Source organism: Chryseobacterium defluvii (genome assembly GCF_014204415.1).
Taxonomy (GTDB): Bacteria; Bacteroidota; Bacteroidia; order Flavobacteriales; family Weeksellaceae; genus Chryseobacterium; species Chryseobacterium defluvii_A.
This window is the reverse complement of sequence record NZ_JACHLE010000003.1, coordinates 39,720-60,876: the sequence shown is the minus strand read 5'-3', so window position 1 is coordinate 60,876 and position 21,157 is coordinate 39,720. Positions and strand designations below refer to the sequence as shown.

The following is a 21,157-nucleotide window of genomic DNA, read 5'->3' as shown; positions in this document are numbered from 1 at the left end:
AAGGAAGAAAAAATGATCTACAGAGTATGAAAAAATTAATTTTAAACCTGCTATTTGTGATATTTGGTTGTACATCGTGTACTTTAAACGCCCAAAAAATGTACAACGCTTATAATGATGGCTTTTCAAAATTTTCCAAAGAAAATGAAAATGACCACAGAACTTATGTTGATTTTTCTAACAATTCCAAAAATTTTAAAATAGAGAACATTACAAATAATGATTTTAAAACCGTATTCAGACCTTTCTATTTTGAAAATCAAACCAAATCAAGTGTATTGATTAATGCAGGCTTTCATTGGGCAACTCCCAATGTTACACAGTCAATCATTGCTTATGAATTTAATGTAAGAAGTGGTGGGTTCTCAACGGATACTTCAAATGATAAATGTTACACCATTCATTTAGATGTTTTAAATAAAGAAGTTGCGATTCTTAAGGGAACTGCTGTTTTAGTTGATTCTTTTGATGTTAGTGAATATTTTGTCGGAAACTCACCAGACTATCCACAGGATATTGGTTTAAATATTGAGCGAAACGGATATTTTAATTTCACCTTAAACAACAATGTAATTTTCTATGGACAAAATTTCGAGTGGTATTTAAACGGTTCTGTATCTGTAGGGGTTTTATCTCCTAAAACTGGGATAACGGTTAACAATATTGTAATTACCACAGGCTTTTAAATATATGGAGATTGATTAGTTGTAAATTAAACGATACAATCATCCTTTTTATTCAAAGAGAAGAATACTAACATCTATGAAATTATTTCTCATTCTTACTTTATTCATTCCAATAACTTATTTCCACGCCCAACTTAACCAACCCCAGTCTTGGAAAAACTTTGCCTTGCAGGCAAAGGTAAAATTAGTTGAAGAAAACTATGTTGCCAAAAAGAAAAAAAATAGAGAAACCACTACCTTGGAGTTCAGTCCGAAAGGAAAAATTTTGAAGAAAGAAGAAATTAGCACAGACAGAAAAACAAGCACTGTTCTTTCGTATGATTCACAGAACAGACAGGAAAAAGTGTGGTTTCGGAATTTTGATAAAAATAAACTCGTTACCGAAAGTACCATGACCTTAAGATACAGGAACGATTCTGTTTTTGTACATACCGACATAGTCGACAATGGAAAAAAATCCCATAAATCTTTTACAGCTATTCTGAAAGATGATCTTCTTGTAAAATATTTCGGAGAAAAGAAAGGAGAAAGCAGGGTTACTGAGTTTGTGTATGATGATCATAACAATTTGCTTTCGCAGACCAATTATAAAAACCGAGAACAAAACAGAAGGTATGAATTTACCTATAACTACGATGAAAACGGCATTTTGCTTAGACAAACAGATGTTAACGAAAACAGGACTATCGAATTTTTTCCGAATGGACTAAGAAAATCAGAGAACGAATTTACCTACGAATATACTTACGATTCATTCGGTAATTGGATACGAAAAATTATCTATGAAAACGGAAAAAAATATTCTGAAAGTACAAGGAAGATTGTTTATTTTGATGGAAAATAAGATCTTTTTTAAATTCTAAAAAAGCAGATTATGCTTTCACATAATCCGCAAGGCTGTTCAAAATTTCTCCTGCTAATCTGTTGTAATACAGGTATTGTCCCATTTGAAGCAAACCTGTTATTCCTCTTGATTGAGCGAATCAAAAATCATTGATAGCATCTTCAATCCACCATTGGAATTTTGGTGCTTTTTCCCATAAATCAGAATTATAAATATCCACTTGTGAGTCAGCCCATTCACTTGCAAGGTAGCAGTACCATTTTTCGTGTCGTTTGGTAATTTCAAAGTAACATCATAAGTAAAATAATCAGAGTTTTAATGAAAACACATCCTCGTTTTGCCGACAATTCCAATGCGAAGTTTCTGTAGCCAGTAAGATCAGGATTACAGGAAAAAACAGAATAATGGTACACAATGCCGTATGAAAAACTCGCAAAAAATCAATACAAACAGGCAGGGGAAAAGAATTTTATATTGATTTTTCGCTTTTCCGTTTTTCATTGTAGGGCAGTGTATTATTCTTTTATTTCTTACTATAATACACATGACTTACTTTGAAAAAACAACAGAAAACTTCTTAAAGCAATTGCAATTTGATGCAGACTTTTATGATGTGTATTCAAAAGAAGAACTCTTACAACACGCCGATTATTTCTTGGATACTTATGATATTAAGCTCAAGGACGATTGTGATTACCGAAACGAACAGAACGAAAATGGACACTATTTCTGCGATCTTGCTAGTGAACGAGCTGATTCCATGACAGATATTTATCATTCGCTTTTATGGAAGAATGCATACAAATTTCATGATTTCATTGATGAAGCGATTGATGAATTTTGATTTGATAAATCAAGAACCCTTATGGATATGTTCCAAATGGGACAATATCTTTATTACAACAGATTAGCAGGATATATTTTGAATGAATTGGCGGATTATGTGAAAGCGTAATCTGCTTTTTCAAATTTTCTTTTAATGATTTGATTTTATAATGGTCTGTTTTCCTTTAAGCACATCATAAATTGGACGCAATGAGAGTTTTGAAAGTTCAATATTCCATAGTGGATTGTTGTTATTGGTAACAACGATGGTATTATCATTCAAATCAAATTTTTCCACAAAACAGTAATACAACAGCTTGGTAATAGTCAGGCAGGTGTTTTTTCTTTTGTGTCTTAATACGCAATACAGAGAATAGCTTCTCCTACTGTTGATGCTCATAATCTGCGAAAGTATTTGTTCTTTCAGAAAAATTTTTCTTCCATCGGAAGTCCATCCGCTGAGTCTTTTCACTCTTCCTTTATTAGAAACTACAAACCTGTTATCAAATCCGGGTATCGGTTTCCATTGTTCATTAGGAAGATCTTCAAGCGATAAATTCAGACACGGTGGAGGATTATTCCTGTCAATGATAGGCTTACCCAACTTTTTCCAAAGAGATGTATTCAATAATTTATCTGAAGTCTCTGATTTTGGAGGAATGATGAAGTCCTCTTCTGTCGGCTCATAACGTTGTAAAAACCACCGAAATTTTCCTGCTGTTAAAAATTCCTTATTGACCGCATCCATAATACTTTCGCAACCTACTCCGACTGATTTTTCAGCATCATACATACTTTTAAAATCTGCTACCCAATTACCTTCTACGGTATATTGGCTCACGGGTTGTTTATATATAAAATCTCTGTTTCTTGCTCTGTTCAAACGAAATGTTTTTAGACTCTTTTCGCTGGCGGTGATTTTCTCCAAATTTGTATAGTGAACATGAAAAGTGTTATCATCCTTACAGGAAATTAAAATATTGCGGTCATCGAAATCAAATTTTTCAATAAAATGATAATAAACAAGACGGGCAATGGATTTTCGATATTTTTTCCCTTCAGATGATAAACTACAATGTATCTGATAAAAATTGCGTTGAAGATAGTGGTTAAACTGTGTCACCAAAATAAGTTTCATGATGAGTTCCGGCTCTTTCTTCCCTTTGGTTTTGTTTGGTAAAAAAGTCCAGCGCTCCAGACTTTTAAGTCTTCCATAATTGGAAATCGCATAATTCTCAAACCCTTCAACCAGCTTCCATTCTTCTTGCGGGAGGTCGTGTAACGATGTATTACAAAGAACTTCCTTTGCATATTTGTCTTCTATTTCTAGTGGCAGATTCATACTTTAAAATTCTTTGGATCTACAAGAAATATAAATGCTTGTATGTTAGTAATGAGCATCCTTATCACCAAATCCAAAATAATTAATCAAAGTAAATATGGCACCGATAATAAATCCACCATAAGCTAACATTTTAACTGCATCAACAAAAGAGCAGAAACTACTTTTTTTAGAATTAAATTCTTGCCATATACCTGAAATAGGCGTTGAGCAGTCTACAAATTTTGATAACAAAAAACACAATAACAGTAGCACAAGAGAGCCGACAAAAGTCCATGCAATAAAGGGTTTTACATTCATTTGAGTTTGTTTTATTTCAAATATAATAAAATTTCGTGAAAGAAAATTTTATTTGAAATGTTCAAAATTGTATTGCAATTCACAGCGAAATTCACATTATCTTTTATATTTGCAATTCTATTTTAATTTATAATTCAATAACACAATGAAAGAACTTATCGAAAAGATCAACGCAGAATTTGAAACTTTCTCTAATGAAGCTCAATTGCAATCAGAAAAAGGAAACAAAGCGGCTGGAACAAGAGCAAGAAAATCTGCTTTGGAGCTTTCTAAACTAATGAAAGAATTTAGAAAAGTATCTGTTGAAGAAAGTAAAAAATAAGAATGTAATCCATTTTTTTTCTTTGATTTTAACCCCTTGTTATTAATAGCAAGGGTTTTTTGATTTGTTTTTATTGAATCTCTTGCAATTCATCAAAATATACCTATAAATAACATCATAATTTATTTTACTATTTTGATTTTAATGCTTCAGGAACAAATCATCTCTATGACCGATCTTAGGTATAAAACCAAATCAGTTATTGATTCATTAAACAGATGACCGAAATATGTATTGCTTAATAATAAACTTGAAGCTGTGATTGTAACACCTGCTGAGTATGAATATTTCAAACAGCTTCAAAAAGTGGAAGAAATGAATATGGAAGTTCAGGAGGCTATGAAATCAGGAAAATCCTATACTAATGGTAAAGATTTAATTGATGATCTGTTTGGATAATGTCATTCCAATTAAAAACGACTTCCACTTTCAAAAAGCAGTTAAAAAAATATCAGTATGTCCCTAAAGTTCTCAAGAAACTTAAGGAATGTCTGGACGAATTGGTTACGTGAGATCTTCGCCCGATTTGGAACGCTCATCAGCTACAAGGTAATTACAAAGGATATTGTGAATTGCATCTTTTCCCTGATGTTTTGTTGATCTATACCATAGAAGATGATTTCTGTATCTTATCTCAGATATGAAGCCACTCGGAACTATTTGGATAATAGATTGTTTTTTTGTAGGTATAGTTTTTTTTCTTAACTTAGGCAGGTGAATTTGTAAAAAGTGTTTTTTTTTACTTCAATTCTTTGTATGGCGAACAGACTTCATATTTTATTCATGCACTATTGCAGTTCAATAAGTCTTGTGTAGACAAGATGCGCTCTTGTCATGTTTCTTTGTATTATCAAATTTTGCATTTTAAAATCAAATAACAAAAAAAGATTGTTTTTCTACTCGGATATATGTAATATTCTGAAAGTTAAATGTTTTAATCAGAAATCTACAAATAAAATTGTATCTTTGCGGACTTTAAATCAATCATTATATTATTAATATGAACAAGCCCACAGCCCAAGTTAAAAAGAAAAGTTTTTTAGGTTTGTCTTCAAAAGAAGTAAAAGGAGTCATGGCTACCTATACAAAAGAAGAGTTACTGACTGTCCTTAAAGCGGCAGAAGATAAATCAGAAAACATAAGAGCAAGAGAAGATATTTATGTCGAAAGAGTTCCTGATGAAATTATGAAGAAACCTTTTGAGATTGTTAGATAATTCTATCATGTCCATATGCTTAAATTGGGGTTTAAATCGAACACTGTATATCTTTACAGCGAAAATAAAGACAAATTACTCAAAGTTCTAACTGATAATCAGCAGAAATTTCAAGCTTTCCAAACTATTTTAGAATATTTAGATGCAGATGTTTTTTTAATTGAGGATAATTATGTAGATAAAGATTATCTTGAGGATTATACAAGTTTTTATGCAAGATGCCATTATCCTTATCATAGATTTTGTAAAAGAATTCATTTCTTTAAAAAGAAAGAAAAGTTTTTTTTAACGGACGATTTATTAAAAAAACTGTTTTATAAGCGTTTGACAAAAAAAGCAAAAGAGAATATACAACAGTCTTATATAGGTTTTATTGTTCTCAAACCTTCCAAAAATGATGATTTCATCGTTGGAAGAACATGCCTCGCACATTATAATGAAGATTCTAAAAGAAACCGAAAATATTCTGCTACACGAGAATATTCTGCTAATCTTTATGGAATTCCACTGACAGTTAAAAGTATGGCTTTTCAGGAGCAGGATGAAGCTGTTGCTGCATGCGCTTCGATTGCTTTATGGTCAGCATTTAATATAACTGGAAAAAAATATCAGCATAGAATTCCTTCACCATCTGAAGTAACAAATTTGGCTTTGTCGGAGACATCTTATCAAAATGGCTTTCCAAATGAAGGATTAACAGCTGAACAAATGGCAGTTGCTGTTTCTAAAATAAGATTAAAACCTCTTATTTTACGTCCTATAGGAGATAGACATCTTAAAGCACAAATTTATGCTTATTTGAGAGCAGGAATTCCAATTATTTGTGGAATATCTTTGTATGATAAATATAAAAAACCACAGAAAGGTTCTTTTATTTCACAAACTAAGAGTTTTCATGCTGTTACTATTAATGGATTTTCTTTTGAAGATGGGGTTTCAGATATAGCTTTTAGTGACCGTTTGAAATTAGTATCTTCTAGAATGACAAAGTTTTTTGTTCATGATGATCAACTTTGCCCTTTTGCCAGAATGAGTTTTGATACCAAATATTCACAGGTCAATTCCAAACTCATTAAATTAATATCTACAAGTTGGTCTTCTCATGATGAAAAATTAAACAAATCTCATCAAATCAAATTAGAGGATAATAAAATAGCAAAGGTAGATTCGTTAATTATCCCTCTGTATCATAAAATTCGAATCTCTTATATTGATATTCTAGAAAATGTTCAAAAATTCGCTAACAAAATGGATGAGTTTTTACGGGATTTTTATGAAAAAATTAATCTCACATACATTCCCTATGAATGGGATATATTTTTAAGTGAGGTTAATGATTTAAAAAGAGATATATTAGAACAACCTCAATTCGAGCATAAAGAAATAATATTGAAAAAAGGATTTGCAAAATATTTATGGAGGGCACAAGCTGTTTATATTGAAAAAAAAGAAGATACTAAAGACATCGCAATAACAGAAGGTATTAATGATGCTGATACAATAGAATTTGAATACAATAAAAATATCTTATTTGAATTAGTTTTTGATGCTACTGATTCCAAGAAAAAGGGATTAATCAAAGAAATAATTTTTTATGATGAAAATATCAGTACTATATACCATTCTTTTACCAGTATAAAAAAACAAAATAATACACCATGAATCAAGAACAAACAACATTTCTTATTACTGCAATCAAAGATGCATTAAATACATCCCAGCAAAAACAGTATACCATAGCTTTAAATCACTTAGAAGAGAGATTTAATTCAGTTGAACAATATGATGCATCTCCAGATGATTTTATTGTAGAATGTGTAGAGAGTTTTTATGAAGGTAATGCTGAATCTGAATTTCCAGATGAGCGTTACAAAGGGCTTAATTTGGAAGAGATTATGGCTTCTATAAATGATATCGCAAGAGATTTTAAAATTACACTATGTGATATTTTGAAAAAAAATCCTGATACTGATTTGGTTAATACCACTGGAGACACGTGGAAAGAGGCAGTAAAGTTGATTATAGGACAACTTATAGCAGCTTATACCGGTATACCTGATCAAATGACTATTATTATGTTTAGTGCGGCTGTAGTATATTGTATCAGTCATACAATTACAAATATATGTGTATAAATTTAATCCCTGTCCACCAAGGCAGGGATTTTTATTATATGAGAACTTGCTCTTTAACCTTCTGCACTTCCATAATCCTCAACAACCTCAACCTTCTATCCCTAAACAATATCATTTCAATAGTGTCTTCAAGGGCAGGCGTGGAAAAGTATCGTCCGTGGTAGAGGAGTTTGTCGCAAAATAAAGTCTGAATAATTTTCTTTTTGATCTCTGTAGAACCTTCTCTGTAAGTGGCATCAATACCTTTCAAAAAGCCAATCCCTTCGGTAAGATGTTTCTCAAAGAACCGTTCTCTATGGCTAACTTCTTTCAGCTCCGATTTGATTTCAGCCAATCGCGAGTCAATTCTCGCTTTCATGGAACTGAACGCAGAAGGGTCGATTTTTTGCTCGAAGAAAGCATCTTCCGCCATTTCCAAACGTTTATATAAATTATCCTGTTCCCGATGAAGCGAGTTTACAATGGTCTGCTTATCTTCATATCTGTCAGAGAAACGTTCAGCTAAAATAGATTTGTAGACCGATTGCTGGTCATCTTCTATTCTCATCTCGGATAACAGTTCTTCAAATAAGGCGTTGACTTCTCTTGCCTTGTGTCTCGTCTTGCAATATCTCGTACAATGATAGTAGAAAAAAGTATTCTTACCACCCCGACCTTTGCTACCGCTTCCTGTGAGTGTTTTTCCGCATTCAGGACAGGTAAGAAATCCCCGTAATGGTAGAGCTTCGTCAATTTCGGTTAAAGTTCTGAACTGCGGTGTGTATTTCCCCTGCATAATGAGTTGAACCCGTTCAAAAATTTCAGGACTTACCAAAGCAGGATGAAGTCCCTCAACCGTCATAGGTTCATCTTTTTTGTAGGCTTTGATGTGGATTTTTCCCATATAGGTCGGATTTTTTAACAATGCTAAAAATCCGTTTCGGGAAATCTTCAGTCCCTGCTTAAGATATTTCTGTCGTACTTCTTCTGCCGAGTACACACCACTTGCATAATCTGCAAATGATGCTTCGATGAGTGGAGCGACTGTCGGGTCGCGAGTGAGCGTAGATTTTCCGTCTGCGTTTCTATGGTTCAGATATCCTTTGGGTGCAATTCCTGTAAAGCAACCTTCTTTCATAGCTCTACGTAAACCATCGATGGTGCGGAGCGAATTTTTATCGTTCTCCACTTCGGGAATTACGAGGTAAACCGCCAGCATCACTTTACTGTCGGGTTGGGAAAGATCGAGAGGCTGTTCAATTGAATTAACTTCGATGCCCATTTCTTTGAATTCCCGAATCATTCGATACGCTGCTTCAATATTTCTTGAAAACCTGTCCCATTTGGTAAAAATAATCTCGTCTACTTTCTTTTGGTTGGACTGAACGTAACGCAAGAGTTTCTGAAATTCAGGGCGAGAAGAAAAATTCTTTGCAGAAAAATCTTCTTGGAAATGATTAAGAATTCTGTACCCTCTTTGGGCAGAGTAATTTATTAGCATTTCTTGCTGATGGCGGAGTGAGAAGCCTTTTTCTGCCTGTTCGTCCGTGGAAACCCTGCTATAAAGCACTACATTTTTCATCTTAGTATTTTTTTATTTCTTCTTTTTTGGAGACTTTTTTTCTGCATGAATCAGAAATTCTATCTCAGCCAATTGTTTCAATTTAATCCTAATATTGCCCATCATTTTGTCCGAAAAAACGGGCTGTTTTTCGGCTTGATTTGGGGCAGTATTTTGGGGTTGATATTTCATGAAACTTAACACAATTTATGGCAACAAAAAAGTAACTTTTCAAACTTTAAGAGAACTTTAGCTTATGGAAAAATGGGGTAAAATCTACGGGTAATTCTGTAAAATTATAGGCTCACGGACTCCGTGTGCAGGATTGCAATATGACGGTCAGCACTTCGTTGCTTCCCCTCATATTGCCCTCCTGTTGGGGGAATTCCCCCAAGCCCCCTTCGGATTTATTGTCGATTTTTCGCCTGATTTTGGGAGTTGTTATTTTTACCATTTTCGTTCTTTTTCCTGGCTTTTTTCTCTGATATTTTGGAGCCATTCCAGACGCTGGTTTTGGGTTGGATCTTGCTCCAATGATTGTAACAATTCGGGGGTGTAACCGAGGCGTGAAAACCTGAATTTTCGGTTGCCTTCGATACCCGTAATTTTTCCGTTTCGGGAATAGCGTTTAATTTCTTTAGCTTCTAATTTTTGGTAAAAATCTTTTTCTGAGGTTGCCGTTGTAAAAACTTCTTCAAGCAGTTTCAGGATTTTCTGTTTTTCAGAAATTTCTCCTTCGTACTCCATTATTATTTCGGAATCCTTTTTCTGTTCCTTTTTGGGAATAAATGATTTTTCGTGCTGAATTTGAGAGAGTAATAGTTCTGGAAACACTAGCTTCTGATAGTTTTCCATTTCCAATTTCACTTTATTTTGAAAATCTTCTTTAGACATTCGGATGGATTTTCCGGTTTTATACTCGATACCACTAAAAACAAGGTGTAAATGTGTATGGTATTTTTCATTTCTGTGAACAGTGGCTACGGCAATAGACTTTGGAGCTCGGAGTGAAAGATACTTGAGTGCAATCTGGTGGAGTTTGTCGTTGGTTAATCGCTCTGCATCTCTTGGATGAAACGAGAGAATATCCATATACAGCACTACATTATTCTTGCGTCTATTGAGCCTAAATTGTTCATTGGAGCGGAATTGACTGCTTAATTCTTCTGGGAAAAGGTTTTTTCCTTTAATGAATTTAGTGAACTCAAAGCCGTTGTTTCTCTCGTTTTCACGGAAGATATAGTTCAGTACGGTGCTGAAACTTTTTGTGGTTTTATAAGATTTACTTTTGATAATCATTTTTTTGGTTTTTAAAATTGTGTTTCCAATAATTGTTGCAGGTACAGAATATGCTGTTCCAGTTTTCCGATTTGAGTGTTGTCGACAAAACGTCTTTGGTAAAGCAGGCTTTCGAGATAATCTGTCACTAAGAATAGTTGCTGTTCAATACCGGTCAGGTCTTGTTTTTTTGATAATGAAGCTGATTCATTATTGATATGCTGAAGAATTACACTTTTAACATATTGGCTTACTGAATAGTTGTTTTCTATTTTTCTAGAGAGCAGTTCCAATTGTTCTTTAGTGAGCGGAATAGTAACCTCCTTATGCTTGATTCGTTGGTTTTTTTTGAGTAGGGTATTATAATTACGCCAATAAGTTTTTTTTGCTTTGATTATGTCAATTTCAGTTGGAGTTATATCCTTGAAAATAATATCCAAGTAATCGTGAAGACTTTTATATGGAAAGTTTTCGGGTTGCATTGTTGTAGGTTATTATCAAAGAGAATAAAGTATTGTTGGATGTTTTAGGCTTTATATTTCAAGGTCTTGTTCCTTAATTAATTCTTTGAATCGGATTTCCTTGAAAAATCGGTCTCTTTCTATTTTCAATCCCGGAAGCAATAACTTAACTTCCTGTAATTCATTAATTGAAAATGACCCCCACTCATCAAATCCGACTCCAGTCGAGTAACCGAAGCAAATTTCGTTTTCTTTATAAAATTCTGTTGCATACCACGTTTGACTTCCGCACGGGTTAAAAAATTTTGCAATAATTAAAGGATTTGAACTTTGTGATTGGTCACCAACCTCAGCAAAGCGTTTTTCTAGTTCTTTTGTAATGAGTTTCATTTTGTGGATTTATTTGGGGTTAAAAAATTATCGTTCGTGGTCTAAGTCGTTGTCCTGCTGTTTATTTTTTAATGTTTCTAATGTTTTTTGATTTTCTTTTGTGAATTGGATGATGTTATTCTCAAGTGATGCCCAGCTTTGGCACATTCTGTCAAATTGTTCTTTGGGAATTTTACCATCTTTGAGAATATTTTCCCAAATCACCTCAGCTTGATAAATATCCCGATGGTTATACCAAACATAGAAGAATAACAGTATGTTAATATCTTCGTCACATAGCCAAACAAATTCTCCTATATTTTCGGTCATTATTTCCCACTGATTGTCATTGTATTTGGTTGAGGTCAATCCTTGTTCTTTGCATATTAGAGTGATATAATCCCTTAATATGGGTTGTAATTCAGGTGGTGTCATCGTTGTAAATTTTATTATTATTGTTTAGGTTCAATACTTTTTTCCTGTAATTTATTTTTCACCACTTCCAGATTCAGCACTTCTTTTTCAAAACTGAGCCATACCTTATACATCTGTTCCAGTTGTTCTTTAGATTCTACGGAATCATTAAAACCTCTTTCCCAAAGCGTTTTTACCATTCCGTCTAGTTTGAGCTCAGGGTTTGTCAACCGAATATTGTTAAGGATATAAGGAAACAACAGCAAGATTTCTTCATTTTTCGAAGAGCAACAAAATTGCTTCAGATGATCCGTTAGAACCTGTATCTGTAGGCTGTCAATCTCAGGATATTGTAATTCCATTTTCCTTTTGAATATTTCGGAAGATTGACTGCTGATATATGCTAAAAGAATCTTATGGGTATGTTCTGTCCTATTCATGATGATTTTTTAGGTTGTGTTTTTTATCGGAAAGGCGTTAAATTGATATAACTTACGGTAAAGTTCTCTACAGGCTGAGGATTTTGGGAACGTAGATTTAATTTTCTGACGAGTTCAGGTTGCTTGTGTGCAGGAGTTATTTTAATCTTTAAAGGTTTTTCACCTGACGGAATGACCAAAATCTCATCCTTCATCTCACGTATTTCTGAAGCGGTCATCAAAGCTCGTTGGCGTACATATCCCGTTGTTTTGTCCGTATATTCAAAGTTTCCGAGTATTCCTTCAAGATTGGTAGCCTCGTGTCCAAGTCCCCCATAGTAGCATTTTACGTTACAGTTGTTAAGAATATTCTTGGCATTTTCTCCATACTTGCTTAATAATGCTTCGGATTGCAGAATAATTTGTTGTGGAATTTTAAACTTACGAGCATTGGAGATAATGGTAGAATAATCACCAATAGCTCCCATAGTGTCGAATTCGTCGAGAATACAGAAAATATCACGTTCCATTTTTGATGGTAAATAGGAAAAGGAAAATTTGTAGAACCCCTGAAAAAAAAGGGCTACCATACTTGAGTAGTGCTTTATGTCTCCAATCGGGACGTGGACGAATAAAGCATGAGGTTGTCTTCGGAATTCCTCAAAACTGATATTGGTTCGAGAGGTGATATCTGATAGAGTCGGATCTGAACCCACAAACGAAAGAGAAGCCAAAGCAGTTGCTACTATTGATTTAAGAGTGTTTTGAGAATTTCCAGCTAATGCTCGAAATTTTCTGAATACGTCCTCACTGCCTTTAGTAGCGACCAGATTTTCAATCACATGAGGATTAGCCTGATATTCTAAAAGTAAATAATATACGTTGCCAAGATTTTGAAATTCGTACGGTTCGGATTCTTTGATATACTGTATAAATAAAGCAATACAATCTTCGCCTGCCAGTGTAAAGAAATCTTCTTTATCGTTCGCTGTTGAACTCATCAGAGTTTTGGCAACTTTCATTATTTGGGTACGGTTACTGCATATATCCAAAGGATTGAAGTTTACACCTTTCTTTTTACCGAAGTCAAGAATATGACATTGGTAACCAACAGATTCTAAGTAAGGTATAGTTTGGCTTAGTTCTCCTGACGGATCATTCACGATTATAGAGAAATTCCCTTTGGCATTTAGCAGAAACGGAAATACGGAAACCTGTGTTTTACCTTTGCCAGAAGGTGCTACAACGAGATAATTTTCACGGCTTTTTTCTATGCTAAGAAAATTTCTTCCGTCAATACAGAAGCCATTCTCATGAGGCGACATCAATGTAGACGGCTTTCCAAACGAAGCACTTAGCGAATGGTCTTTACCCCAAATCGTTTCTACGACCTGTTTTCCAACAGGCGTAGTGCTGATCTGTTTTTTGATTTGTTTGAGTAAAAATTTTCGTATCATGACTGTAAACGGTTTAGGATTTCTTCAAGAGCGGAAATAAAAAATTCACAAATAGTATTCACGAGTTTAAAGACCGAGTAAATAATTGTGAGAATAAACTTCAGAATGGAAATAATTAAACTTCCTATCGTTGAAAAAATGAGTTTAAAAGTTGGATTCATAATTATAGAGGTTTGAGGAGATTGATCGTTAGGAGTTGTCGTTTCAGGATTATCTGTGGTTGAAGAACCGGAGGAGCTTGTAGCCCTCCTGGTTCTTGTTTTTGGTTTTTCTTGTTCATTGTTATTGGTTGTCATCGTGAGTATGTATTTTGTGATGCAAAGCACCGTTGCAGTCGGGACAGTCGTAGTCATATCCATTAATTTTTAATTCAGCATCAGCTTTTTGCCAGTAGGAAATGAAATTTTGGGCATTACCACCTAAATGTTCATAGGCTTTGTCGAAGAGGCTGTTTCCGCCAAAAGGATGAGCTTTGAATTGAAAAAAGTTATAGAAAACCTGATCGTTTTTATCCAGCATACCTTTCCAGAATTTTTCAAATTCATTGCATTTTCTTAATCCTAAATCAATGGGAGACACAAAACCGTTTTTACTTCGGTGTAAAATTGCAAGGCTCATCATGCCAATTAAACTATCCAAAAGCATTGAATGAAAGGCATTGTTCGAGTTGGAGCTGGCTTTTACTTCTTCTTTTTCATTGGCAATATATCTGGAGGAGCAGGCACATCGGAAGCAAGCTGTAGTGTAATCAGGAACTTGAAAGAATAATTCTGCGGTTCTGCTTCCTTCATACCAACCGCTCCAGATGGCTGGTTTGTTGTATTTCAATGCTATAATGTTGCCGAATGATTGAGCTTTGAATGAATCGGTAAGAAATAATAACAGATCTGCATCTTTAAAAATAGAGTCCAATTCCTCGTTCATTTCCAAAAAATTCTTGGTAATTCCAGAGTATTCCACTTCAGGATTTATGCTTTGTACCTCTTCTCCCAAAGCATCAACCTTAAATGTTCCAATGTCCAATTGTTTGTAACCTTGTCTTACAATGTTCGTTTCTTCAACGACATCAAAATCGAGTACCGTTAATTTGCCGATTCCTGTTCTTGCTAATGAAGTTGCGAGAGAATAACTTCCTCCAGCTCCTACGATTACGATATGGGAGGCTCTTACGAGCCCCATATCCACACTAGATTCAATTCTTGAATAGTCCATAATTTAAAATGTTATAAGGTTTTTAGTGATGATAAAATAGATGGCGGTAAGCACAATAGCACTTAATCCCAGCATCAAGACGATTAAATTCCAAATCAACAGTAGAATAATCACAAGTCTGGAAATAAGCAACCGTTCATTTTCAGCAGAGGAGTTTGCGCTTATATTCTGATGGATGGCAACCAACAATTGTTTTCGCTCTTCAACAACATTCGGGTCAGGTTTCTCAGTTTTTTGATCTTTCTCATCTTTATTGATAAACTCATCATAATCGTTAGGCACAATTTCCAGTTCCACTTCTTCGATTTTACCGTCTTTGTAAAACACATAAGGGAAAAAGTGAAACTCTTCCTGCTTGGCAGAGAAAACAATCGGAGTAAAGAGATAATCCACATCTTTAGCTTTATTAAGCACTCCAGCAAAATATTCTTGATCTTGACGAGATAACTTTCTACAACCGTAAGGATGGCTGTGAATAATCCCTAAGAGTTCTTTGTCATCTTCCTTGAATTTTTTAATAATTGGGTTTAAAAAATTAATATTCAAACTGTAGGTAGAACTGCTGGTTTCTGCGAATTCATCGTGAACAAAATCGGTTATTACTCCATCTTTGCCGATTAAAATCCCACCTTGCTCAGGAATTTTTGAACCGAGCGTTTTTACAATCTGCTGATAGGCACTTGTTGTAATGATAAATTTTAGCTTTTTCATTTTTTATAAATTTTTATTGTTATTTTAGTTTCTGCTTAAAAGTTGGTCGTCAATGGTTACTCCGGTTCTTATATAAGTCCATGTTAATTCTGCCCAGTACATGCTGAAGTCTTTTGCTTTTTGAAGTGTTTTTGGTTCTTTCCCTGCGGTAAAACAGATTTTTCTGTTGATGGGAGATTTGTAATAAGGAAGCCAATGGGCAATATTTGAAGCATCATTTCGCCCATTATAGCTAGGATGGCTATGTATTGAAATCACGTAATGACCATTTTCAAATTCGTAAGAGAACATAAACCGTGCTTTTTGATCCTTTGTGGGATAAATAAAAGGGTCGCCGTGTAATGTTCCTTCTGTAAGTATGATAGTTGCTTTCATTTTTTTATATTTTTAAAATAATTGAATTCTGTTGTTAAAATGGGGCAGACAGTGCCTGCCCCTGAAAATGTTCTGCTCGGATGAGCTACTGTGCTTCACTCAGTTCCGATAGGTGTTGTTTAAGAATGCAATACGCCTCCTTGAAGCTCTTCAACCCCTTTTCTGTTGGATTTTTTCATAAATTTTTTCAAATTTTAGAGTTAGACTTTCGCATCTCCTTTTTGATGGACTTTATAAAGAAGTAAACCGTATTTCATTTTTTTATGTGATTAGGCTTTTTAGTGAAATTTTCCTTCAACAGTTTGTTGAAGCTGACATGTCGTTGGTTCATGATAGAGTTAAATTCCTGAACCGTTTTGGGTTGCACATTTTGAGATTTTTGCTTCATATTGATAGGGTTTTAAATTTTTGATTTTTTAGAATTTTTATTCGTTTTTGTTGGTTCAAAGGAAAGAATAATAAATTAAATACACAAAATAACTAATTGATTATCAACATTTTAGCTTGAAAATTTGAGGAAATTTTGAAGATAATCTGAGGAAATTTTGAGTGACTTTGGAAATTCTGTTTTGCGAAATAGGATGAGTAAAGAGATTTCAAAAATTTTTTGCAATTTTTTTTGGGAAAATTGATTTAATCCTATTTAGGATACTCTTTTTATGTTACTATCTCTTTGAAAAAATGCTATAAGGAGAATAAAAAAGAATAAGATATTGTGATAAATACACTTCATTTTCTTGACAAATACAAAAAAATGATTACAATTATCTCCATCATCTATTTTATTTTGATATATTCCGACCATGTCAAAAACGCCTAATACAGTCAATTTAGATACTGAAATCAAGCAATGTGCTGTTACCCAACCTTATGAGGGTTTGCAAAGTGACTTCGGTAAAAAACTGATTAACCATCTAGCGTCACACAGTAAATTCAAAGAGGAGCATATCAGGGAGATCGCTGATAAAATTCTTAGTAATGAAGCACAAATGCTTACACCACAAGAATGAAAAGACTTTCTGGAATTTATGCAGGAGCATCAGGATTTTTTCGATACGGTTATCAGAAAATACAAAGGTCAGTTTCCTGCATGGATACAAGTTGCTTCTGATTCGGATACTTTGGATATGGAACAAAAAGACCATCTATTGTACCAAAACTGAGAATATATCTCTTTAGATAAGATTAAACGCCATATCAGAAACCGTATGAGTGAACAATGAGAAGCCGATGAATGAGAACAAAATGAGGTTGGAAATTCCAAATCACTTTGGAGAAAAATAGAACAAACTTCTGCATATCATTATAATGCTTTACACGGAGATAATTTATGGAGTCTTAGAAAAATTAATTATAACGAAAGGATTAACCAAAACGGAATAACCATTCACAATATAAACGGTATTGAATTTTCTTCAATGGATACGGGAAAAGATCCAAGTGATAGAAAATTTACAGAACAGGATTTAAATAATGATCCTGATGATGAGTCCAAAGGAAGATCATTGGAAAATTTAAAAAAGAATCCTGAATATGTTGATTTTTTAAAAAAAGCTGATGCCAAGGCATTTGAATCTATAGATGAAAGTAATGACTTTCATTTTGAACTGATGCAGGCAGTTGCAGATAAGCTGTTTATGCAGAAGGTTCATATAGATTTTGATTTTATAGATAATCCTAAAAATAGTTTTGAAATAGAAATGATCATTGCTTGATTACATACTTTAACAGGAAGATTCTTTTCTATTCCTTATAAAATAACAGAAGATGGATTACTGTCAACAATTAATTGTGATGATGACCTTATTGGAATAGATCGTGATAGTGATGACATTGGTGACTATAATCCTATTTCGTTTTTCCATAGAACTAATCCTGAGTTAAGTAAAAAACAAGAATAAACTTTCAAAGAAAAAGTAAAAAATCCCAATCATTAAGGGGATTTTTTAGATAATAAGAAAAATCGTAATTTTATAAAGTTCTACACCTTAAAAACACAGATAATCCATGCGGAAAGATGAATTAGCACGACAAAAACAAGAAAAATTAGACAAACTCAATGAGCTTATTACAAGCACTAAAGAAAGTGCAAAATCTATAGCGAAAGATATGCGGGATAAGCTGGAATTATTGAAGGTGTGCTATGATAGAGCTTCATCCAAACAGAAGAATAAAGTTCATGAACTAATTAACTACACCCAGCTAAGGTCTTATCTGGCAGGAGAGAAATTTTCAAATTCGTATGAAACTAAACTCATAGAACTCGAACATCTTGTTTACACCGAAAAATCTATAAACAGACATATTGAAAACGGCTTACCTAAAAATAATAATGAGCAGGCAATAGAAATTTATAGTTTTTATTTTGGAGGATACAGAGCGTTTTTCAGATGTTTTACGAAGGAATTTTTGGAGCTAAGAATAAAACAAAAAAAGGAATTTATAGAGGATGTATATTCTCAGAAAGAAAATGATTCTTCCGTTTCAGAAGAAAGATTGGAAATTGCTGGGGCTACAATTATTGATGAAGAGTTTATAGAAACCATAAAAACAGGCAAGCACTTTACAGAACCGGAATTTTATGTTGCTAAACAGAATAACTGCCAATGGTACGGAATTACACAGGGTTATGACATTATAAGAAAAGGATACAGTGATTTAAAAAATATTATTGTTGGGAGCTTTACAGAAGAGAATCATGAGAAGGTTACTGCTATTGTTCATGGTTCAGGTGGCTCTGGAAAAAGTACTGTACTAAGAAGGCTTGCTATAGATCTTCATAAAGAACAATTGAATGTACTATGGCTGGAACGGTTGAAAATTAGGGAATTTGAAGAGCAAGGACTTTCTGTTATTAAAAATGAAATTAAGAAAAATCATAATCAACGTTTTCTAATTATTATTGAAGACTGGTATCGAATGTTTAATGATAAGGAGAAATCTGCTTTAGGGATAAAAATTCTTGAAGAAACCCTTGAAATTGATCAAATCCGCATTGTCATCGGAGATAGAAACACACAAGAAAAACCTTACACAGAACATCAAAATAATGATTTTCAATTACACCTATCTTCAGATGATAACAGGGAAATTATTGAAAAAATCATTGAAAAACATCAGGCTTGGAAACCTGCTTGGGAAAGATTATTGCAAAAGGATAATGACCATAAGCCTTCACTTTTCTTGTTGCTTTTCATCTTGGCTCGTATAGATCAGAAAGAGTTTAACAAAACTACTTTAAACCTTGCAGAGCCTCAACAGGTTTTTCAGAGAATTATTGAAAGTGATCTTAGATTTATTGCCAAACAGGAGAAAGAATCATATAAGGGATTGGCTAAATCTATTCATTATTGTGCAAGCATTAATATGGAACATAAAATGTCCATTTCTTATGAAACATTTTTAAAAATCGCAGATCATTATAATGAAAAGAATATTATTGATATTAGTAATGTTTTTTGCCGATGGAATGCGGATGATGAAATATTGGACAGATTGAAATTTTACATCAACAAAAGTGAAGAGGGACAGCTTCAATTTAATCATGACATTTTAGCAGAAAGCCTAAGCAAAGCAAGTATTGATGGGTGGAAAAAGTTTGGAACTCAAATTAAACTTGAACTCTTGGATGTTATTACTGAAAAAGGTGATGATTATGATGCTTCATTATTTTTATCCAGAATGTTATCTCAGAAAAACCTAATCAAAGATCAAGAAGAAGCACTGAAATTTGTAAACAGATTAATTCATAAGAATAACAGAAATACCATTTACTTAAATAAACTAATTTCCTTACACAAAAGATATCCTCTTGATAATGCTGACATAATCGAACTTGGGAAACTGTTATGGGAAAAGAGGATTTTTAATGAATTATTTTGGGATATGTATTTCTATTGGATTGATAAAAATGATTATATCAGTAATGACATAATTGAAGAGATACTGAATAAAGATAATTTATCCGAATTTGAGCCCTCATTCATTATCAAAGTATTACGTCATACAAGTAATCATGATGTAAAATACCGTTTTATAAATTCTGTATTAGATAATAGTATTAGCAATAGTAAGGATGGTGGATTGTTCTCGTATTGTCTTTCTCAAACAAATCAAAAAGAAAAGCAAAGAACTGTTTCAAACAATATTTTAGAAGATAAAAATTGGAAGGAATTATTTATAGATATATCAGAGGAGCCTCGTGATGATATTTGGAATTTTATGATTGTTTTAAAATCTCTTCGCTACTATTCAGATGTAGAAGTAAAAAAGAAATTTGCTAAAAGAATTTTAAATGATAATTTAACAAGCATTGATGGGTGGATTATTCAAGAATGTTTACAATATGTGTCTACTAAAGAAAAAACATCTTTCTACAAAAAATTATTACAGAATAGTGAGTGGAAAAATATTTCTAATGGTCACGAATTAACGATCAATGCATTTAATGATGCTACACAGCAGATGAAAGATGAATTTGCTATAGATCTTTTTAAAAGTGCTGATTGGAAAGATCATCTTAATGGAGTTTATATTATTGAACATGCGATAAACTATGTACCATACGAAACAAAACGAGAATTTATCATTGAATACTTTGAGAGTTCTTGGACTAATCCGAAAGATGATATTTACAATAAGTGTTTACAATATCTTGAAAATAAGAATGAGATTAATCCTAAGTTAGATGAAAAATTAATAATGCATATCAAAGGATTTTATAAATCTAAGCTGGAAAATGAGCAAGAAAATCATTTATTAGATATGTTTAAAATTATAGAATTTCAAAAAAATAAATCAAAATAAAAAAAATCATTTTTATAGACTAACAAACAATTGCCGAAAATCATATCTATCTCGAATGGGGAATCTAAAGCTGTATAAGGGCGATTCTTTATTTTCATTTAAAGAAAGAGCAGGGCAGTAATAAAGCAAAATAATTAAGTGAAATATTGCTGGAATACCTAATTTTCACTCACTATTGTAACTCGTTGATTATTTGTGATTTAGGATGGCGGTTCGAGAAATGCCTAAAAAATCCCATAATTTTATTTTGGACTTCTCGAACCCGTTTGTAAGCGGGTATTTCTTTGTTTATCAAAAGGTTATAAACGAAAAAAGTCGCCAAATTGGCGACTTGTCAGTATGGCTCCTCCTGCTGGGCTCGAACCAGCGACCCTCTGATTAACAGTCAGATGCTCTAACCGACTGAGCTAAGGAGGAATGTCCTTTGTTTTTAGTGGTGCAAATA

At 33.3% G+C, this 21,157-nt stretch carries 23 protein-coding genes and 1 tRNA gene; 11 read left to right on the top strand and 13 right to left on the bottom strand.

Annotation, left to right across the window (positions count from 1 at the left end):
* The first annotated feature begins 26 nt into the window (after window positions 1-26).
* The 3 genes from HNP38_RS11675 (at window position 27) to HNP38_RS11665 (ending at window position 2,374) form a co-directional block, all read left to right on the top strand.
* On the top strand, window positions 27-686 hold the full coding sequence (locus HNP38_RS11675; protein ID WP_184189688.1) for a hypothetical protein: 660 nt from the start codon (window positions 27-29) through the stop codon (window positions 684-686).
* Window positions 687-762: 76 nt separating this feature from the next.
* Entirely contained in the window at window positions 763-1,530 is a 768-nt protein-coding gene (locus HNP38_RS11670; RefSeq protein WP_184189686.1) for a hypothetical protein, read from the top strand.
* Between the two features lie 544 nt (window positions 1,531-2,074).
* Window positions 2,075-2,374, top strand: coding sequence for a hypothetical protein (locus tag HNP38_RS11665; protein ID WP_184189684.1), 300 nt, complete (start codon window positions 2,075-2,077; stop codon window positions 2,372-2,374).
* Window positions 2,375-2,506: 132 nt separating this feature from the next.
* Here the strand turns inward: HNP38_RS11665 and HNP38_RS11660 are convergent, their stop codons facing one another.
* Window positions 2,507-3,697, bottom strand: a complete 1,191-nt coding sequence (locus HNP38_RS11660) for an NUMOD4 domain-containing protein (protein WP_184189682.1) — start codon at window positions 3,695-3,697, stop codon at window positions 2,507-2,509.
* A 45-nt stretch (window positions 3,698-3,742) separates the two neighbouring features.
* Window positions 3,743-3,997 carry a hypothetical protein gene (locus HNP38_RS11655; protein WP_184189680.1) on the bottom strand — a complete coding sequence of 85 codons (255 nt, stop codon included), beginning with the start codon at window positions 3,995-3,997 and terminating at the stop codon, window positions 3,743-3,745.
* Between the two features lie 145 nt (window positions 3,998-4,142).
* Here HNP38_RS11655 and HNP38_RS11650 point away from each other — a divergent pair, with 145 nt between their 5' ends.
* The 6 genes from HNP38_RS11650 (at window position 4,143) to HNP38_RS11625 (ending at window position 7,670) form a co-directional block, all read left to right on the top strand.
* Window positions 4,143-4,319, top strand: a complete 177-nt coding sequence (locus tag HNP38_RS11650) for a histone H1 (RefSeq protein WP_169321684.1) — start codon at window positions 4,143-4,145, stop codon at window positions 4,317-4,319.
* A gap of 258 nt (window positions 4,320-4,577) precedes the next feature.
* The gene (locus HNP38_RS11645) at window positions 4,578-4,718 is read left to right on the top strand and encodes a hypothetical protein (RefSeq protein WP_184189678.1); all 141 of its coding nucleotides are present in this window, start codon (window positions 4,578-4,580) and stop codon (window positions 4,716-4,718) included.
* Between the two features lie 125 nt (window positions 4,719-4,843).
* A complete protein-coding gene (locus HNP38_RS11640) occupies window positions 4,844-4,963 on the top strand; it encodes a type II toxin-antitoxin system YafQ family toxin (protein WP_184190283.1) in 120 nt (39 codons plus the stop codon).
* 356 nt (window positions 4,964-5,319) lie between these two features.
* Complete coding sequence (locus tag HNP38_RS11635) at window positions 5,320-5,535, top strand: hypothetical protein (protein ID WP_184189676.1); 216 nt, start codon at window positions 5,320-5,322, stop codon at window positions 5,533-5,535.
* A 15-nt stretch (window positions 5,536-5,550) separates the two neighbouring features.
* Window positions 5,551-7,197: a hypothetical protein gene (locus tag HNP38_RS11630; protein ID WP_184189674.1), complete on the top strand. Its 1,647-nt coding sequence runs from the start codon at window positions 5,551-5,553 to the stop codon at window positions 7,195-7,197.
* Entirely contained in the window at window positions 7,194-7,670 is a 477-nt protein-coding gene (locus HNP38_RS11625) for a hypothetical protein (protein ID WP_184189672.1), read from the top strand. Before HNP38_RS11630 ends, HNP38_RS11625 begins: the two co-directional genes overlap by 4 nt.
* A gap of 34 nt (window positions 7,671-7,704) precedes the next feature.
* Here HNP38_RS11625 and HNP38_RS11620 read toward each other — a convergent pair whose 3' ends face one another.
* The 10 genes from HNP38_RS11620 to HNP38_RS11575 form a co-directional block, all read right to left on the bottom strand.
* Window positions 7,705-9,231 carry a recombinase family protein gene (locus HNP38_RS11620; protein ID WP_184189669.1) on the bottom strand — a complete coding sequence of 509 codons (1,527 nt, stop codon included), beginning with the start codon at window positions 9,229-9,231 and terminating at the stop codon, window positions 7,705-7,707.
* A 426-nt stretch (window positions 9,232-9,657) separates the two neighbouring features.
* Window positions 9,658-10,509: a relaxase/mobilization nuclease domain-containing protein gene (locus HNP38_RS11615; RefSeq protein WP_184189667.1), complete on the bottom strand. Its 852-nt coding sequence runs from the start codon at window positions 10,507-10,509 to the stop codon at window positions 9,658-9,660.
* Window positions 10,510-10,520: 11 nt separating this feature from the next.
* Window positions 10,521-10,970 carry a hypothetical protein gene (locus tag HNP38_RS11610; RefSeq protein WP_184189664.1) on the bottom strand — a complete coding sequence of 150 codons (450 nt, stop codon included), beginning with the start codon at window positions 10,968-10,970 and terminating at the stop codon, window positions 10,521-10,523.
* 51 nt (window positions 10,971-11,021) lie between these two features.
* Window positions 11,022-11,339: a DUF2958 domain-containing protein gene (locus tag HNP38_RS11605; protein ID WP_184189662.1), complete on the bottom strand. Its 318-nt coding sequence runs from the start codon at window positions 11,337-11,339 to the stop codon at window positions 11,022-11,024.
* 27 nt (window positions 11,340-11,366) lie between these two features.
* Window positions 11,367-11,753: a hypothetical protein gene (locus HNP38_RS11600; RefSeq protein ID WP_184189659.1), complete on the bottom strand. Its 387-nt coding sequence runs from the start codon at window positions 11,751-11,753 to the stop codon at window positions 11,367-11,369.
* A gap of 17 nt (window positions 11,754-11,770) precedes the next feature.
* A complete protein-coding gene (locus HNP38_RS11595) occupies window positions 11,771-12,172 on the bottom strand; it encodes a hypothetical protein (RefSeq protein WP_184189657.1) in 402 nt (133 codons plus the stop codon).
* A 23-nt stretch (window positions 12,173-12,195) separates the two neighbouring features.
* Entirely contained in the window at window positions 12,196-13,608 is a 1,413-nt protein-coding gene (locus HNP38_RS11590; RefSeq protein WP_184189655.1) for a type IV secretory system conjugative DNA transfer family protein, read from the bottom strand.
* A gap of 282 nt (window positions 13,609-13,890) precedes the next feature.
* Window positions 13,891-14,820, bottom strand: coding sequence for a ThiF family adenylyltransferase (locus HNP38_RS11585; protein WP_184189653.1), 930 nt, complete (start codon window positions 14,818-14,820; stop codon window positions 13,891-13,893).
* A 3-nt stretch (window positions 14,821-14,823) separates the two neighbouring features.
* A complete protein-coding gene (locus tag HNP38_RS11580) occupies window positions 14,824-15,531 on the bottom strand; it encodes a Mov34/MPN/PAD-1 family protein (RefSeq protein WP_184189651.1) in 708 nt (235 codons plus the stop codon).
* A 24-nt stretch (window positions 15,532-15,555) separates the two neighbouring features.
* A complete protein-coding gene (locus HNP38_RS11575) occupies window positions 15,556-15,906 on the bottom strand; it encodes a hypothetical protein (protein ID WP_184189642.1) in 351 nt (116 codons plus the stop codon).
* A 1,418-nt stretch (window positions 15,907-17,324) separates the two neighbouring features.
* On the opposite strand from HNP38_RS11575, the gene HNP38_RS11570 reads away from it, so the two are divergent.
* Window positions 17,325-17,621 carry a hypothetical protein gene (locus tag HNP38_RS11570; RefSeq protein ID WP_184189640.1) on the top strand — a complete coding sequence of 99 codons (297 nt, stop codon included), beginning with the start codon at window positions 17,325-17,327 and terminating at the stop codon, window positions 17,619-17,621.
* Between the two features lie 292 nt (window positions 17,622-17,913).
* Window positions 17,914-20,712, top strand: a complete 2,799-nt coding sequence (locus HNP38_RS11565; protein ID WP_184189638.1) for an ATP-binding protein — start codon at window positions 17,914-17,916, stop codon at window positions 20,710-20,712.
* 340 nt (window positions 20,713-21,052) lie between these two features.
* Here the strand turns inward: HNP38_RS11565 and HNP38_RS11560 are convergent.
* Window positions 21,053-21,129, bottom strand: a tRNA-Asn gene (locus HNP38_RS11560).
* Between the last annotated feature and the right edge of the window lie 28 nt (window positions 21,130-21,157).

Bases quoted from the DNA above. Each gene is read 5' to 3' on its own strand.
- HNP38_RS11675 (WP_184189688.1), top strand. From the start codon at position 27: ATGAAAAAATTAATTTTAAACCTGCTATTTGTGATATTTGGTTGTACA.
- HNP38_RS11670 (WP_184189686.1), top strand. From the start codon at position 763: ATGAAATTATTTCTCATTCTTACTTTATTCATTCCAATAACTTATTTC.
- HNP38_RS11665 (WP_184189684.1), top strand. From the start codon at position 2,075: ATGACTTACTTTGAAAAAACAACAGAAAACTTCTTAAAGCAATTGCAA.
- HNP38_RS11660 (WP_184189682.1), bottom strand. From the start codon at position 3,697: ATGAATCTGCCACTAGAAATAGAAGACAAATATGCAAAGGAAGTTCTT.
- HNP38_RS11655 (WP_184189680.1), bottom strand. From the start codon at position 3,997: ATGAATGTAAAACCCTTTATTGCATGGACTTTTGTCGGCTCTCTTGTG.
- HNP38_RS11650 (WP_169321684.1), top strand. From the start codon at position 4,143: ATGAAAGAACTTATCGAAAAGATCAACGCAGAATTTGAAACTTTCTCT.
- HNP38_RS11635 (WP_184189676.1), top strand. From the start codon at position 5,320: ATGAACAAGCCCACAGCCCAAGTTAAAAAGAAAAGTTTTTTAGGTTTG.
- HNP38_RS11630 (WP_184189674.1), top strand. From the start codon at position 5,551: ATGCTTAAATTGGGGTTTAAATCGAACACTGTATATCTTTACAGCGAA.
- HNP38_RS11625 (WP_184189672.1), top strand. From the start codon at position 7,194: ATGAATCAAGAACAAACAACATTTCTTATTACTGCAATCAAAGATGCA.
- HNP38_RS11620 (WP_184189669.1), bottom strand. From the start codon at position 9,231: ATGAAAAATGTAGTGCTTTATAGCAGGGTTTCCACGGACGAACAGGCA.
- HNP38_RS11615 (WP_184189667.1), bottom strand. From the start codon at position 10,509: ATGATTATCAAAAGTAAATCTTATAAAACCACAAAAAGTTTCAGCACC.
- HNP38_RS11610 (WP_184189664.1), bottom strand. From the start codon at position 10,970: ATGCAACCCGAAAACTTTCCATATAAAAGTCTTCACGATTACTTGGAT.
- HNP38_RS11605 (WP_184189662.1), bottom strand. From the start codon at position 11,339: ATGAAACTCATTACAAAAGAACTAGAAAAACGCTTTGCTGAGGTTGGT.
- HNP38_RS11600 (WP_184189659.1), bottom strand. From the start codon at position 11,753: ATGACACCACCTGAATTACAACCCATATTAAGGGATTATATCACTCTA.
- HNP38_RS11595 (WP_184189657.1), bottom strand. From the start codon at position 12,172: ATGAATAGGACAGAACATACCCATAAGATTCTTTTAGCATATATCAGC.
- HNP38_RS11590 (WP_184189655.1), bottom strand. From the start codon at position 13,608: ATGATACGAAAATTTTTACTCAAACAAATCAAAAAACAGATCAGCACT.
- HNP38_RS11585 (WP_184189653.1), bottom strand. From the start codon at position 14,820: ATGGACTATTCAAGAATTGAATCTAGTGTGGATATGGGGCTCGTAAGA.
- HNP38_RS11580 (WP_184189651.1), bottom strand. From the start codon at position 15,531: ATGAAAAAGCTAAAATTTATCATTACAACAAGTGCCTATCAGCAGATT.
- HNP38_RS11575 (WP_184189642.1), bottom strand. From the start codon at position 15,906: ATGAAAGCAACTATCATACTTACAGAAGGAACATTACACGGCGACCCT.
- HNP38_RS11570 (WP_184189640.1), top strand. From the start codon at position 17,325: ATGGATACGGGAAAAGATCCAAGTGATAGAAAATTTACAGAACAGGAT.
- HNP38_RS11565 (WP_184189638.1), top strand. From the start codon at position 17,914: ATGCGGAAAGATGAATTAGCACGACAAAAACAAGAAAAATTAGACAAA.